The 14,546-nt window shown below is 44.5% G+C and carries 13 protein-coding genes; 10 read left to right on the top strand and 3 right to left on the bottom strand.

Translation table 11 applies throughout. The features are described from left to right. Positions 1-160 precede the first annotated feature (160 nt). Complete coding sequence (locus A3729_RS17235; RefSeq protein ID WP_068506983.1) at positions 161-460, bottom strand: hypothetical protein; 300 nt, start codon at positions 458-460, stop codon at positions 161-163. A 132-nt stretch (positions 461-592) separates the two neighbouring features. On the opposite strand from A3729_RS17235, the gene A3729_RS17230 reads away from it, so the two are divergent. Further along, complete coding sequence (locus tag A3729_RS17230; RefSeq protein WP_068554771.1) at positions 593-1,255, top strand: HPP family protein; 663 nt, start codon at positions 593-595, stop codon at positions 1,253-1,255. Here the strand turns inward: A3729_RS17230 and A3729_RS17225 are convergent. Continuing rightward, complete coding sequence (locus A3729_RS17225) at positions 1,252-1,704, bottom strand: hypothetical protein (protein WP_068506996.1); 453 nt, start codon at positions 1,702-1,704, stop codon at positions 1,252-1,254. The genes A3729_RS17230 and A3729_RS17225 overlap by 4 nt on opposite strands. Before the next feature lie 125 nt (positions 1,705-1,829). On the opposite strand from A3729_RS17225, the gene A3729_RS17220 reads away from it, so the two are divergent. The 3 genes from A3729_RS17220 (at position 1,830) to A3729_RS17210 (ending at position 4,978) form a co-directional block, all read left to right on the top strand. Then, on the top strand, positions 1,830-2,174 hold the full coding sequence (locus A3729_RS17220; RefSeq protein WP_068510116.1) for a copper-binding protein: 345 nt from the start codon (positions 1,830-1,832) through the stop codon (positions 2,172-2,174). A 215-nt stretch (positions 2,175-2,389) separates the two neighbouring features. Beyond that, the gene (locus tag A3729_RS17215; RefSeq protein ID WP_068507001.1) at positions 2,390-3,202 is read left to right on the top strand and encodes a formate/nitrite transporter family protein; all 813 of its coding nucleotides are present in this window, start codon (positions 2,390-2,392) and stop codon (positions 3,200-3,202) included. 48 nt (positions 3,203-3,250) lie between these two features. Beyond that, the gene (locus A3729_RS17210) at positions 3,251-4,978 is read left to right on the top strand and encodes a bifunctional protein-serine/threonine kinase/phosphatase (protein WP_068554776.1); all 1,728 of its coding nucleotides are present in this window, start codon (positions 3,251-3,253) and stop codon (positions 4,976-4,978) included. A gap of 68 nt (positions 4,979-5,046) precedes the next feature. Here A3729_RS17210 and A3729_RS17205 read toward each other — a convergent pair whose 3' ends face one another. Continuing rightward, positions 5,047-6,045, bottom strand: coding sequence for a putative solute-binding protein (locus A3729_RS17205; RefSeq protein ID WP_068507004.1), 999 nt, complete (start codon positions 6,043-6,045; stop codon positions 5,047-5,049). 599 nt (positions 6,046-6,644) lie between these two features. Between A3729_RS17205 and A3729_RS31740 the strand changes: the two genes are divergently transcribed. The 6 genes from A3729_RS31740 to A3729_RS17180 form a co-directional block, all read left to right on the top strand. Continuing rightward, positions 6,645-7,082 (top strand): hypothetical protein, encoded by a 438-nt coding sequence (locus A3729_RS31740; RefSeq protein ID WP_156490713.1) that lies wholly within the window; start codon positions 6,645-6,647, stop codon positions 7,080-7,082. Positions 7,083-7,195: 113 nt separating this feature from the next. Further along, positions 7,196-8,545: a TolC family protein gene (locus A3729_RS17200; protein WP_068567695.1), complete on the top strand. Its 1,350-nt coding sequence runs from the start codon at positions 7,196-7,198 to the stop codon at positions 8,543-8,545. Between the two features lie 19 nt (positions 8,546-8,564). Further along, complete coding sequence (locus tag A3729_RS17195) at positions 8,565-10,169, top strand: efflux RND transporter periplasmic adaptor subunit (protein WP_068634120.1); 1,605 nt, start codon at positions 8,565-8,567, stop codon at positions 10,167-10,169. Further along, positions 10,169-13,333 carry an efflux RND transporter permease subunit gene (locus A3729_RS17190; protein ID WP_068634119.1) on the top strand — a complete coding sequence of 1,055 codons (3,165 nt, stop codon included), beginning with the start codon at positions 10,169-10,171 and terminating at the stop codon, positions 13,331-13,333. The genes A3729_RS17195 and A3729_RS17190 overlap by 1 nt, the downstream gene beginning before the upstream one ends. A gap of 20 nt (positions 13,334-13,353) precedes the next feature. Continuing rightward, on the top strand, positions 13,354-14,016 hold the full coding sequence (locus A3729_RS17185) for a plastocyanin/azurin family copper-binding protein (RefSeq protein WP_068554525.1): 663 nt from the start codon (positions 13,354-13,356) through the stop codon (positions 14,014-14,016). Positions 14,017-14,119: 103 nt separating this feature from the next. Then, the coding region (locus tag A3729_RS17180) for a manganese efflux pump (RefSeq protein WP_231877458.1) at positions 14,120-14,546 on the top strand (427 nt) is incomplete at its 3' end.

Raw genomic sequence — 14,546 nt, 5'->3', positions numbered from 1 at the left:
CGGTGAGTCACATTCAGGCAGGGCGAGTATTGTGAAGCAAACCTGTCATCGAATATGATCAAAAACGTATAACAGAAAGCAAAAAGCCGCAATACACAATGAACAATGTATTACGGCTTACTCAACTAACTAGCGTACTTTTTGGAACCTTCTGACCAGCTCAGGTGCCTTCGACTTCGACTTCCATCTCTACGTCTTTGAATAATAGTCCGAATGTATCCCAGACCTCTTCGACGGATTTCTCAATTTCATGCACTGCATGCTCTGAGGACGCGACAAGCTGTTCCTCTTTTTCTTTCAGTCCTGAACGATAATCTAGCAGTTTTTGATATTTATTTTGTGCGATTGATCGTAGCTCGTCAGGCAAGTCCTTTACCCTGTGCTCCATGCGGTCGATTTTGTAATCCCATTCTTCTAATTTCTTTGCAAATTTCTCAATTTGCTCATGATGTGAAGACATTTTCACTACTCCTACTATGCTACAAGTCAACGCCAGAATAGCGCGCTACAAAAAAAAGCTCATTGATGTAGGTCAACGGCCGATTTATATTCATATAAGCTTAGAATTCCAATATGAAGGTGACATGACAGCATGGCCGTATTTTTTGTACACGATGTAAGGACAGGGCTCGTTACACCACTAGACCGTAAGTTTAGGGTGCGTGATATTCCTCCAACGGATGAACTGACTGAAATACAGAAAGTTCATTCTAAAGCTGAAACCGACCCCGAAGATTTTAAAGATCATCGTCAAAAGTCAAAGCAGAAACCCCTGGAGCCGAGTGCAAGCCAGCAGAAAGCGATTTCTGCCTACCAAGAAGTTAAGCCCGCCCGAAGCCCTTTGGGGAGAGTGAAGAATATTATGAGCTCGCCGGTACTGAGTATCAGCAAAGATAAGACGCTCGAAGATGCCTGGCGTATTATGCAGAAGTATGAAATACATCACCTGGTCATTCTTGATGAGGAACAGAAATATTGCGGAATGCTATCTGATAAAAAGATCGTCCCTTTTCTAATGAGCCCACAGGGTGGTAACCTCGAGGAAATGCAGAAAAGCTCGCTAAACGCCTTCTGTCACGAATCGTTGTTATCAACCCACCCAGAAACTCAGGTAGAAGACTTAGCACCAGCTTTGTTGGAGTATGGCTTGGACGCGATAGCGGTATTCGAGAATCAACAGATTGTCGGGATCGTTACCCACCCCGATATATTGAAGACGATACTACTGAAGGAGTCGCTAGAAGCAGATGCTTAATCTGGTCGAGCTTGTTGGGGGCTAAAAAGTAAAATGATTAGACCTAAGAGGCCAACTGCCGTGATCGATAAGCCGGCTTCTAATACGACACCTGCAAAACGGTGGTCTAAGCGGTAGAGACCACTCGAAAAACCATAACTCAAATCCAGTAACCCCAGGAACAGTGCCGCACCGGCGCAGGCTGCTGCGAGTACTCGGCCCTTTTGCATCCATTGGTTGCACCACAAAGGCAGGGCAGAAACTAGCATACCAAAGGCCAGAATTAAATCAGGCAGCACAAAGCTTCTTTCCCACAAGTAATAGCCTTCAAAATGTGGCATCAGTGCTCTTAGCTCTTCGATAGAAAAGAGCGAGCCGTTAAAGAACTGCCACCAGAAATGTATGATTCCCAGTGCTGCACCGATATAAATCATCGCCAAAAGGCGCTGAAACTTAAGTTTCTTAATCATCTTTTTTCAAGGGGGTCAGACTCGATTGAAAGCTATGTAGCCAATAGACCAATACATGCTACCTCTGGACGATGCTAAAGGCTATAGTGCTAAAATTAGCTACTTTAAATTCGGAGATGACACTTATGCGCCTATTAGTCTTGCTTAGCATGATCACCTTGCTTTCGGCCTGCAGTACACCGCTTAAACCAATCAATAATGGCCATGGCACGACAGAAGGAATAATGGGAGAAACGATTCAGGAAGTTTCAGCTTATGGTTTGATTACCCAAGTTGCTGCAGAGGAGGGCTTAGTGAATATCAAACATGGGCCGATTCCCGAACTCAATTGGGCCCCTATGTTGATGACTTTCAGAGTTAGTGAGTCTTTGTCACTTGAGCCATTCAAGGCGGGTGATAAGGTTAGCTTTATACTGGAGCTGGATGAAAAGGGTTTGCATCGGCTGAAATATGTGGAAATCAGAAAGTAAGTGAGATCTCGCTTCAGCGTCAACTATCGCACCAAAACTAAACAAAGCCATGTTTTGCTCTCTATAAGTGAGCCTAACTTATTCACTTATAGGTATATAGATTTCAGTGATTACGAATATAAGTAATTGTTATTTAATGTGAAGTCTAAAAACGGCCCGAGCTATGCTCTCTCAGATTATGTAAATTTTTAAACCTAATCTAAGAGAGATTAATTATGGCCTATATCGAACCGAGTGAATTCGCCACCAAAATGGTTGATTCAGGTGAACAGAAAATTTTCATGTCCACCAAAGATACGTTAGTACGTGCATTCATGGCGGGTGCAATTCTAGGGCTCGCCGCATTCTTTGCTATTACTGTTATTGTGAAAACAGGCAGTTTATTAGTTGGCTCACTTTTATTCCCTGTCGGCTTTATCATGCTCTATTTGATGAAGTTCGATTTGTTAACCGGTGTGTTCACGCTAGTGCCGCTATCAATACTTGATAAACGTAATGGCTGTACCGTGCCGCAAATGTTGAGAAACTGGGGCTTGGTTTTCCTTGGTAACTTTGGTGGCGCACTGACCACAGCTTTCTTTGCTTCGTTTATTCTAACTTATGGTTACAACACTGACGGCGGTGCCTTGGCAGCTAAAGTGAGCACCATTGGTGAGTCAAGAACACTGGGTTATCAAGCGCATGGTGCTGATGGCTGGTTCACGATATTTATTCGTGGCATGCTGTGTAACTGGATGGTATCGATGGGTGTTGTCGGTGCAATGATTTCAACCTCTGCAACGAGTAAGATCATTGCAATGTGGATGCCGGTAATGCTCTTCTTCTTTATGGGCTTTGAACACTCTATTGTAAACATGTTCCTATTCCCATTCTCTATGATCATGGGCGGTGACTTTGGTTTATACGAGTACTTCGTATGGAACGAAATCCCAACAGCTTTGGGTAACCTTGCTGGCGGCTTCTTACTAGTAGGTCTGCCACTATACTGGACGCATGTTAGGACTAATCCAGAGCGTAAGGTCGCTTAATACTAAAATAATATAATAGGAGCCCCGCCAGAAATGGCGGGGTTTTTTATGTCTAAACAACTTAAAGTATCTGTTAGTCAGTATTCAACTGCAGGAAAGAAAGACCTGAATCAGGACTTCCATGCAGCCTATGCCCCGGAAGAGCCTTTGCTCGCGTCCAAAGGGCTGGTGGTCGCTTTGGCTGACGGTATTAGTAGCAGCAATGTAAGCCAGATTGCGAGTGAAACCGCGGTTAAAGGTTTTATACAGGACTACTACAGCACATCAGACTCCTGGTCTGTGAAGACCTCTGCTCAACGGGTTCTTAAAGCAGCTAACTCCTGGCTGTTCGCGCAGACCCAAAATAGCCCGCATCGCTTTAATAAAGACAAAGGCTATATCTGTACCTTTAGTTCGCTTGTTATTAAGTCGAACACTGCTTATTGCTTTCACTCTGGTGATTCACGTATCTACAGGCTTGCTGACAATAACCTTGAGCAACTAACCAAGGATCATCGACATGTCGTTGATGCAGAAACGAGTTACCTGACCCGCGCATTGGGCGTTCATGACACTTTGGAAATGGACTATCGAGCGCTTCCTCTAAGTGAGGGAGATATCTTTATTCTTGCTACTGACGGGGTGTATGAGTTTCTTACTGAAAAGCATTTGGCGAATACGATTACGAGAGCTTTTGAGGAGACAGGGAAAGTACCAGATAGTTTGGCAAAAGAGTTGGTTAATGAAGCCCTGGCAGCGGGCAGCGATGACAATTTAACTTTGCAGATCGTGAGCATCGATAGTTTACCGGCGCGAGAGTTAAGTGAGTTACAACAGCAGCTTACTCAGCTGCCTCCTGCCCCCAGATTAGAGGCTCGTAAAGAGTTTGATGGATACATGATTCTACGTGATATCTATATCAGTAGTCGTAGCCATGTATTTCTAGCAGAAGACCAACAAACAAAAAAGAAGGTGGTGATAAAAACACCTTCCACAGAAATGAGAAATAACCCGGATTACTTGGAAAGCTTCTTGATGGAAGAGTGGATTGCAAAAAGGGTGAGCAATGCTCATGTTTTGAAAGCAATTGAACCTGATAGAAAGCGTAATTTTATTTATTTAGTGTACGAATATATTGAAGGGCAGACGCTTGCACAATGGATGCTGGATAACCCTAAACCGGACATCAAAACAGTGCGAGAGATCGTTACTCAAATTGCTAAGGGGCTTCAGGCCTTTCATCGACAAGAGATGGTGCATCAGGACTTAAGGCCAAATAATGTCATGATTGATAGCCAGGGAACGGTAAAAATTATAGATTTTGGCGCAACAAAAGTAGCCGGAATTACTGAGGTGATCAGTAAAAACGAAGGCATTATGGGGACAGCTCAATTCACTGCACCGGAATACTTTTTGGGGGAAAGCGGAACAAGCAAGTCTGATCTGTTCTCTCTAGGCGTCATGACCTACAAGATGTTAAGTGGCGAACTACCTTACGGCAATGATATTTCAAAGATTAAAGATCGGCGTTCACTAGGGCGGCTAGGCTACCAATCCATCGATAAGGGGCGGGATGTTCCTGGCTGGTTTGACTACGCAATTAATAAGGCGGTTCATATTGACCCCTTAAAGCGCTATGGTGAAGTATCCGAGTTTATTTATGAGCTGAATCATCCAAGTAAAGTCTACGTAAATAAAGCCAAGCCACCGTTGTTGGAACGTAATCCCGTACTTTTTTGGCAGCTAAGCTCGTTGATTTTACTAATTATTGTGCTTTATCAAGCCAGCATGACGTAAACAATGTAGGCGGTTGGATTTGGGGCAACCGCCCGTATAAGTTTTCAAAGGCTTGGGTTACTTGTTGGCTATTCGGGCGTACTGCACTCCGCGCGGCTAGGGTCTTCAGCACAACGGATTTTCCATAGTAGTCGCAGCGCCTTAGGGTTAAAGGTACTATCTTCTTTTAGGGCCAAACGAATATCTCGGCTAAAGGTATCAAATTCAGACTTGGATGCATCACTTGTTTTGATCCAGTACTTGGCAGGAATTTCGTCTTCTGCATCTTTTACCATCTTATGGATTTGAGTGAGACGAGAGACCATGTATTTACGCATTTTGTTGCCAAAATCTGGAGCGAAGTTTTCCTTCTTGATAACCGTTTGGAGCATGCCGTAAAACAAACGGTAATCAATGATGCCACCTTGCTCTCCTAAACCGTGGTATAGCTCGAATGTGTTGTAAGCCAATGCCGGCATTAACAGAATATCGATATTGCCATTGTTAAACTGGCCAGAGAAGGTTGCCAGAGAGGTGGAAACGGGAGAAGCACCGGCCAGGGAGGCGAGTTTGAAGGCTTGCGGGTCACCATTCAAAACCGATATTTTTTTACCGCTGAAGTCAGGCACTGTGTTAATAGATTTATCATTGACGAATACATACATGGAGCCAACGGGAAATGAGGCGACAATTTCATATTTGCCGTTACTCATCAAGGTGCCTGCCTTTGGACTGGCTAAGGTTGCCAGTATTTTATTCAGCCCCTGATCCGACATGATTCCACCAATCGCATCAAGAGAGCCTCCAAAGGGTACATAGTCGCGGGACAGAATTGCACTCAAGTGTGCGGCATCACAAATGCCTGCTTTGAAGTCATTGGAAGCAACCTTCTCGTCAGTGTAAGCCTTGAATTCGAGGTCGATACCCCAGGCTATAGCTTTAGGTTTGAGGTCAGCATAGAAAGTCATCACAGGACCATTGGTACCCACCGGATCCCAAGTGCAGATGGACTTCTTCTCTAGCGAGAAAGCTGAGGTGCTAAATAAATATATTACGAATGAAAAGAATGTATAGAGTGCGTATTTCATATCAGAGCCCTTTGTTATTTTTAAAGTAAGGTACTGCTCAATCCTTATGAATTACTCTCTATATCGTACTTAAGATAGGTCGGGACTGGTTTGATATTGGTCAATTAAACATCAATGAAGGCAGGTCATATTTTAAACTAATTAATATGTTACTGGCATGAGCTATGGCCGCATAAGCGAGCATGAACCTTCTCATGGATTTATTATTCTGAGTTGATGGTAATGGATCGTTGGCGAGGTCACTAAGAACAGGTATTCATGGAAGACTTAAATTCGAGGTTATCAAGCTTTTCTTGACGTTGGCTAAGTGCCAATTGCAGGCCTCTTAGTCCATTGTCAAAATGGCCTAGTTATCCTGATTAAACGAGGATTAAGATTTATGGCCTTGAGAACAAAGCAGTAGTTACCGGGTTTAGATTATATTTATGCTGCGTTGAATAAGTCTCGTTGTATCCAAAGCCAATAAACCAGACTGAACTTTCTCTATTAATTAGTGTCCTAAAGTATGTGTAAAACGCAGTTTAAGTCTTTTTAAGCATCTTCGTGATATTTAGTAAAGGCGCTTGCAGCGCTATGATTTTTGTGGCAGAGTTTTAAAGATGAGTATTCTGAAACAGATAAAACAAAAGTATTCAAAACAAATAAGCGTCTTGCTGGCCGTTTTGATGATGCTATCTCCGATTATATCTTCGGCGAATACTCTGTTGATGAGCGAAAGCACAATGCCTCATCATTCAGCGTCGACATCAACTGAAAGTGATGTTGAACAAATGAAGGTAACATCAGATAGCGAGTCTTGCCACGAGGCCGTGGCTCAAACCGTTAAAGACTCGATGAAGATGAATAAAACCTCTTCAGTCACAAATGACTGTTGTGATGAGTCTTGTTTATGTGCACAGGCTGGTTGTCAGTCTTCATCAGCGGCTTTCCATAATTCCGCGTTATCCTTCAGCACAGATAGAGTTGCCTTTAATTTTACGGCATCATTTTATCTAAACCCACAGACATTACCTTCTTTCCCCCCTCCCATTTCATAAGACCCTAAGGAAGTTCCGCCTTAAATTCGGAGCTCCCGTCGCTTTTTAGTTTTACTTATCGCTAGTTAATTTTATAGCCCTTGGGCTCGCTAAATAGCTTTGGACCTTGTCTTATGTTTCGCTTTAAAACAAAACGTGTCTTGTCACGTTTAATGTATATTTATTCTGGTTTGCTCGTTGCTTCAAGTTTTTTATCTGTCCATGCCTCGGAAGAAAGCAATGGAACCTTGCAAACGACTAAGTTAGTTCAAGCTCAGTCTGAGCAAGGAGGCTTGCTTTCCCTATCTGATGTGCTCACTAGAGCTCGCGCCAATGATTTCAGGCTAAAGTCCCTGGGTATTCAGGCGAAGGCTTTTGAAGCTGAGGCAAAAGCGAGTGATTTTTTGCCAGACCCAACTCTGTTTGCGGCGATACAGAGCTTACCGACAGACACATTTGAATTTGATCAGGAGCCTATGACCCAATTACGGGTAGGCGTCAGACAAATGTTCCCCAAAGGCGACACCTTATCGCTGCGCGAAGATATTAACCAGGAGAAAGTGGGTCTTCAGACCGTCAAGCAGGAAGCTTACTGGATAGGGCGTAAACAAAGCATTGAAAAAGCTTGGTTAGAAGCTTGGTTTTGGCAGCAGAACATTGAACTCATTTCGGAAGACCGTGTATTTCTAGAGCAAATACATGAATTCATTCAATCATTATATGAAGTTGGCAGTAAGGATCAGAGCGACCTGATTGGCGCGGAACTCGAACTCATCAAGTTAGAAGAGCGTTTGATCAAAGCAAGACGAAGTTTTCAAAAGAATCTGGATAGCCTTAATACCCTCGCTAACGAAACGCTGACGAGTACTCAATTGCCAAAGAAATTGGAATCTTTTGATACTTCAACACTGACTTTGGCTAAATCAAACGACCTTGTTTCTTCCTTACAAAACCATCCAAAAATTCGTTTGATAAATCAGAAAATTAACATTGCAAAAAGCAAAGTGAATTTGACCGAGCAGTCTTTGGAGCCCTCTTATGGTGTGGAGCTAAGCTACGGCATGAGAAGTGGCGACAATATGGATGGGTCTTCTCGTGCCGACTTCTTTTCAGCGGGTGTGAGTGTTCAGTACCCCTTTTTCAATCGAGGTCAGCAATCCAGCCAGATCAGCGCGGCTAAGCATCGTCAGGCAGCTATTGAGTTGGAGCGTTCAGAAGCATTAGAGCAAGCTCGCTTTACGTTGAAAGATCTCGCCAACCAATATGACATCACCCGCGATCAACGTGTGCTTTATGAAGAAAAAATATTAACCACATTAGGCAAGCAGAAGCACAGCGCCATGCATAGCTACGAGTCAGATAAGGGCAATTTCCGCATCGTATCTGAGCTGTTTCTGAAGGAACAAAGCGCAAAAGTGCAGCGTTTGCGCTTGCTTGTGAATGAACAAATTATTCTATCTCGTATTAATTATTGGCTGAACTAAAGCTAAGGAGAATCAACACATGAAGCAATTTATTTTAGCCATTACTGTCCTAGCTATTGGTTTGGCCTTGGGGACCTTTTTCGGCCCTCAACTCATGCAGGGGACAATGAGTGATGGAGAGTTGTCCTCCGCCGACAGTAACGAGAAGAAACCAGTGTACTGGGTAGCTCCGATGGATAAAAACTATCGTCGAGATGGGCCTGGACTTTCCCCGATGGGCATGGATTTAGTTCCGGTGTATGAAGAAGACAGCGGTGATGATAATACAGTGAAGATCTCAGCCACTGTTGAGAATAACCTCGGCGTTAAAGTCGCAAAGGTTAAAAACGAAGCGATTATGGTGCCAATTGATACCGTAGGAACTATCCAGTTTGATGAGAGCCGAATCTCTCATATTCACCCGCGTGTAGAGGGTTGGATTGAACGGTTGAACGTTGCTGCTAGTGGTGATCCGGTTAAACAAGGTCAAACACTGTTTGAGCTTTATAGTCCAGAGCTGGTCAATGCGCAGGAAGAATACCTAGCAGCATTGCGCAGCAAAAACAGAAACCTAATTAATGCGTCAAAGTCACGCCTTCGATCGCTAGGTTTGAGAGACAGTCATATCAATGATTTAAAGAAAAGACGTAAGGTCGATCAATTGGTGAAATTTACGGCTGAACAAGATGGAATTGTCATTGATCTAAACGTGCGTGAAGGCATGCATATCAGACCTATGACTGAAGTGATGTCGATAGGGTCGCTGGAAAGCGTCTGGGTTCGTGGTGAAGTCTATGAACGACAAGCTTATCTCATCGAACGTGGTCAGAGTGTAGCGATAAATCTCAATTCGTCACCTGATGGCAAATGGAACGGCATAATCAATTACATCTATCCGTCTCTTGATCAGAAAACACGCACCTTGCAATTCCGAGCGCGAGTACACAACCCAGATTTTGCCTTGCGACCTCATATGTTGGCGAATTTACGCGTTGAGAATATGGCCCAAGAGGCCATGACAACGGTGCCCAGATCCGCTGTTATCAAAGCAGGAAATCACAATCGAGTCGTGAAGTCGCTGGGCGAGGGGCGTTATAAATCTGTCATTGTAGAACTTGGCCTGGAAGGTCTCGTATCGACAATGAAGGAGGGTGTTGAGGTAATGGAATCAAAGGTACAGATACTTAAAGGTCTGTCTAATGGCGATGACGTTGTTGTTTCAGCGCAATTCCTGATTGATTCGGAATCAAATATCGAAGCCGAACTAATGCGTATGGAAGAAGCCGCAATGAGTCAAGAGATGAATGGCGATATGACAGGCAGTGCGGGTCCTAGAGTGATTACCTCGGGGACAGTTCATAAGGTCATGGGGAGTATGGGCATGATCAATGTCACACACGACCCGATCCCAGAATGGGAATGGCCGACGATGAAAATGGACTTCCAGGTGTCAGATCAGGTCGATCTCGGTCAGTTCAAGGAAGGCGATGCAATCCAATTTGAGATCGAAAAGACAGGGGATTGGGACTATGTTGTTACGCGCCTGCTCAAAGGCGCAGAAGCGAGTGATACGAGTCAGATGGATCATGACATGGCCTCAGATGAAATGAATGCTGGTCAAGATGATCATACGGGAGGCCATTAATGATAGCCGCGATTATAAAGTGGTCGATAAACAATCGGTTTTTTGTCCTATTAGGCACGGCAATATTGATCGGGTTTGGCTTGTATTCTGTCAAGAATACGCCAATCGATGCAATCCCTGATCTGTCTGATGTGCAAGTAATCATTAAAACTAGTTACCCAGGACAGGCACCGCAAGTCGTTGAAGATCAGGTAACTTATCCGCTTACGACGGCGATGCTGTCGGTACCGGGGGCGATTACCGTCCGGGGCTTTTCATTCTTTGGTGACTCCTATGTTTATGTGATCTTTGAGGATGGCACGGACCTTTATTGGGCGCGTTCTAGGGTTCTGGAATACCTCAATCAAGTGTCCGGCTCGTTACCTGCATCTGCTAAACCACAATTGGGACCTGACGCAACGGGTGTTGGCTGGGTATATCTCTATGCGCTAGTAGATAAAACGGGTCAACATGACTTAGCGGAGCTACGTAGCATTCAGGATTGGTTCTTGAAGTATGAGTTGCAAACGGTTCCGGGCGTTTCTGAAGTAGCGACAATAGGCGGTATGGTGCGTCAGTACCAAATTGAAGTTGATCCGAACCTACTCCGCTCTTACGACATTCCTTTAGCCCATGTTGGCATGGCAATTAAAAAGGCCAACCAGGAAACCGGTGCTTCTGTTATCGAGATGGCTGAAGCAGAGTACATGGTGCGCGTTAGCGGCTACTTGCAAAGTGTAGATGATATTAAAAATATTCCACTCGGTATAAACGCTAATAACACGCCACTGCTTTTGAAAGATATTGCCAAGATTGAATTGGGTCCACAGATGCGACGCGGCATCGCTGAATTGAACGGCGAAGGTGAAGTGGTCGGTGGTGTTGTAGTGATGCGCTTTGGCGAGAATGCACAAAGCGTTATTGATAATGTGAAAGCAAAATTGGAGAGTTTGAAGAAAGGCCTGCCTGACGGAGTAGAGGTTGTAACAACCTATGATCGTTCAAGCCTGATTAGTCGAGCAATCGATAACCTCTACGAAAAGCTATTAGAAGAGTTTATCGTCGTAACTATTATTTGTGCGCTTTTCCTATTTCATTTCCGTTCATCTCTGGTTGTACTGGTTAGCTTGCCTGTGGGTATTCTCACGGCCTTTATCATCATGTATCAGCAAGGTTTGAACGCCAATATTATGTCTCTGGGTGGAATCGCGATTGCGATCGGTGCGATGGTTGATGGCGCCATCGTCATGATTGAAAACGTTCATAAGCATATGGAAAAAACAGAGCTGACAGATGAAAACCGTTGGCAGGTGATTACCCAGGCTGCATCTGAAGTCGGGCCACCTTTATTCTTCTCTTTGTTGATTATTACAGCCAGCTTTCTGCCTGTGTTCACTCTTGAAGCACAAGAAGGCAAGTTGTTTTCACCCCTGGCGTTCACTAAAACCTATGCGATGGCAGCTGCCGCAGGTCTTGCTATTACACTCGTGCCAGTGTTGATGGGCTACTTTATTCGTGGAAAAGTGACGCCTGAACATAAAAACCCGATTAACCGCTTGATGATTGCCATGTATAAACCAGTGATCAAAGGTGTGTTGGCTTTTCCTAAAACGACTCTTTTGTTTTCTGCTGTTGTCTTAGTGGTTGGTTTATGGCCAGCGACTAAGCTAGGAAGCGAATTCATGCCACCATTGGACGAAGGTGACTTGATGTATATGCCTACAACATATGCCGGTGTATCAGTCGGCAAGGCGAGAGAGCTACTCCAACAAACCGATAAGTTGATCAAAACCGTACCAGAGGTCGAGTCTGTTTTCGGTAAAGTCGGGCGTGCCGAAACAGCGACTGACCCAGCACCGCTCACGATGATCGAAACATTCATTCAACTTAAACCGCGAAGTGAATGGCGGGCTGGCGTGACGACAGAAAGCCTACGCCAGGAGTTTGATAGTTTGGTTAAATTCCCTGGTTTGACGAATGCCTGGGTCATGCCAATCAAAACGCGAATCGACATGCTATCAACGGGTATTAAAACGCCTGTAGGCATTAAGATCGCCGGCCCGAGTTTGTCTGAGATCGAGAAAATCGGTAAACGATTAGAAGAAGTTTTACCTGAAGTGGAAGGTACGGCATCGGTGTACTCTGAACGCGTCGCCGGTGGTCGCTATGTAAAGATTGATATTGACCGTGAACGCGCAGCACGCTTTGGGATGAGTGTGGCGGATATTCAAGCAGTCGTGCGTGCTTCGATTGGCGGCATGAATATTACTGAAACGATCGAAGGTTTAGAGCGTTATCCGGTGAATCTGCGTTATCCGCAACATTATCGCGATTCCGAACAAAAACTGAAATTGCTGCCTATTGTCACTCCCGGAAAACAACACATTGCTTTGGCTGACGTGGCTGATGTTTATATCGCAGATGGTCCGCCGGGAATTAAGAGTGAAAATGCTCGTTTAAATGGTTGGACGCTTGTCGATATCGATGGGCGTGATCTGGGGTCATACGTCAAAGAAGCACAACAGATTGTTTCTGAACAAGTCGAAATTCCGGCGGGTTATTCCATCGCTTGGTCTGGCCAATACGAGTACATGCAACGAGCCGAGGAACGTCTGCGAGCTGTTGTGCCACTTACCTTGGCGATCATCATGCTACTTCTTTACATGAGCTTCCGTAACTTTTTGGAAGTACTCATCATTATGGGAACCGTACCATTTTCGTTAATCGGAGGGCTTTGGTTGATGTATTGGCTGGATTACAACATGTCGATAGCGGTTGCGGTTGGTTTTATCGCTCTCGCAGGTGTGGCTGTTGAGATCGGCGTACTGATGTTGGTTTATTTAAATCAATCCTATCAAGCCACCATTGAAAACGCCAAGCGAGATATGCGTTTGTTAACGAAGGAAGATATTCGTGAATCTGTCATGCAGGGAGCCGGGCTGCGGGTGCGCCCCATCTTGATGACGGTTCTCTCTCTGATGGTCGGTTTAATTCCAATCATGATGGGAACGGGCACAGGTTCTGAAGTAATGCAGCGTATTGCAGGGCCCATGATTGGCGGCATGATCAGCACCTTGGCCTTGAGTTTGATGTTAATTCCCGCGATTTTTTATGTGTGGAAACAGGTAACGCTCAAAAAAGAGAACAGTGACCTCACAGAAAACGATTCACAACTATCAAAATAAACACAGAAAGGATAATGAAAATGAAACTATCACTAACGAAATCAATAACTGGCTTTGCAGCTATCAGCGCAATCCTAATCACAGCTGCATGCGCAAATCATAGTCATGATGATGGCACAGGCCATATGCATGGCGAGAACCATATGTCAGCGGGAGATGGCCAGCACGATCACCACAAAATGATGCAAGAAAAGCATATGGGCGATACAGGAGGCCACGGTCACATGGGCGGTGAAATGAAGGAAGGTATGCATGGCGGACATCATGGAGAGGAACATGGCGCTCATGGTGGACACCATGGCGGGTCATTGGCGGGTAATCCTGGACAAGAAAATGATGTAGACCGAGTGATAAATGTTGAAGCGAACGATGCGATGCGCTTTGTCCATAAACCGTTCAATATTAAAAATGGTGAAACCATTAAGTTTGTGATCTCCAACAAAGGCGCAGTGCCGCATGAGTTCGCCATTGGTACTAAGGATGAGCATATGGAGCACGGGAAAATGATGATGAATAACCCGAATATGCATCACGGTCCGGGTGGTAATGCCATTACTGTCGCACCTGGAAAAACCGAAACGCTCATCTGGACATTCGAAGAAGCTTGGGAAGTAGAGGCTGCCTGCAATATTCCGGGTCATTACCAAGCGGGAATGCACAGCCCGGTAAAGTTTCGACCATAGAAACAAGAAATATAAATCCCGTTGAGAAATCCATTTAACACACTAACATCTAGGTTTTGTATACTTCTCAACCCAAATATAGTTGAACTAAGGGTTCGTTTTGTTGGCATTGTTACTTCTGGCAATCGCGTTAAGTATGGATGCGTTTGCTGTGTCTATTGGTTTAGGTTCAAAAAAAACGGTCGGCACACTAAAGCTTGCCACAATGTGCGCTATTTACTTCGGCCTTTTTCAGGGCCTTATGCCCCTTATTGGTTTTATAGGAGGTAAAGGTGTTCTCGTTTTTGCTGAAACCTATGCTCCCTGGGTATCGTTTATATTGCTTTTGATTATTGGTATTAAGATGATCTATGAAGCGCTTATTACTGGTGAAGAGAATGTCCCTTCTCATATAAGTCATCGTGCTATGTTCATTCTAGGTATTGCCACCAGTATCGACGCAATGGCGGCGGGCTTTTCCTTGACTTTGCTGAACGTTAACGGATTTCTAGCCTGTGCTTTCATAGCTATAACCACTGCACTATTTAGCT

The sequence above is a fragment of the Oleiphilus sp. HI0043 genome (assembly GCF_001634935.1).
The sequence above is the reverse complement of the archived record's forward strand: the minus strand, read 5'-3'. Positions and strand labels throughout refer to the sequence as shown.

Bases quoted from the DNA above. Each gene is read 5' to 3' on its own strand.
- A3729_RS17195 (WP_068634120.1), top strand. From the start codon at position 8,565: ATGAAGCAATTTATTTTAGCCATTACTGTCCTAGCTATTGGTTTGGCC.
- A3729_RS17185 (WP_068554525.1), top strand. From the start codon at position 13,354: ATGAAACTATCACTAACGAAATCAATAACTGGCTTTGCAGCTATCAGC.
- A3729_RS17200 (WP_068567695.1), top strand. From the start codon at position 7,196: ATGTTTCGCTTTAAAACAAAACGTGTCTTGTCACGTTTAATGTATATT.
- A3729_RS17205 (WP_068507004.1), bottom strand. From the start codon at position 6,045: ATGAAATACGCACTCTATACATTCTTTTCATTCGTAATATATTTATTT.
- A3729_RS17215 (WP_068507001.1), top strand. From the start codon at position 2,390: ATGGCCTATATCGAACCGAGTGAATTCGCCACCAAAATGGTTGATTCA.
- A3729_RS17220 (WP_068510116.1), top strand. From the start codon at position 1,830: ATGCGCCTATTAGTCTTGCTTAGCATGATCACCTTGCTTTCGGCCTGC.
- A3729_RS17210 (WP_068554776.1), top strand. From the start codon at position 3,251: ATGTCTAAACAACTTAAAGTATCTGTTAGTCAGTATTCAACTGCAGGA.
- A3729_RS17225 (WP_068506996.1), bottom strand. From the start codon at position 1,704: ATGATTAAGAAACTTAAGTTTCAGCGCCTTTTGGCGATGATTTATATC.
- A3729_RS17235 (WP_068506983.1), bottom strand. From the start codon at position 460: ATGTCTTCACATCATGAGCAAATTGAGAAATTTGCAAAGAAATTAGAA.
- A3729_RS31740 (WP_156490713.1), top strand. From the start codon at position 6,645: ATGAGTATTCTGAAACAGATAAAACAAAAGTATTCAAAACAAATAAGC.
- A3729_RS17230 (WP_068554771.1), top strand. From the start codon at position 593: ATGGCCGTATTTTTTGTACACGATGTAAGGACAGGGCTCGTTACACCA.
- A3729_RS17190 (WP_068634119.1), top strand. From the start codon at position 10,169: ATGATAGCCGCGATTATAAAGTGGTCGATAAACAATCGGTTTTTTGTC.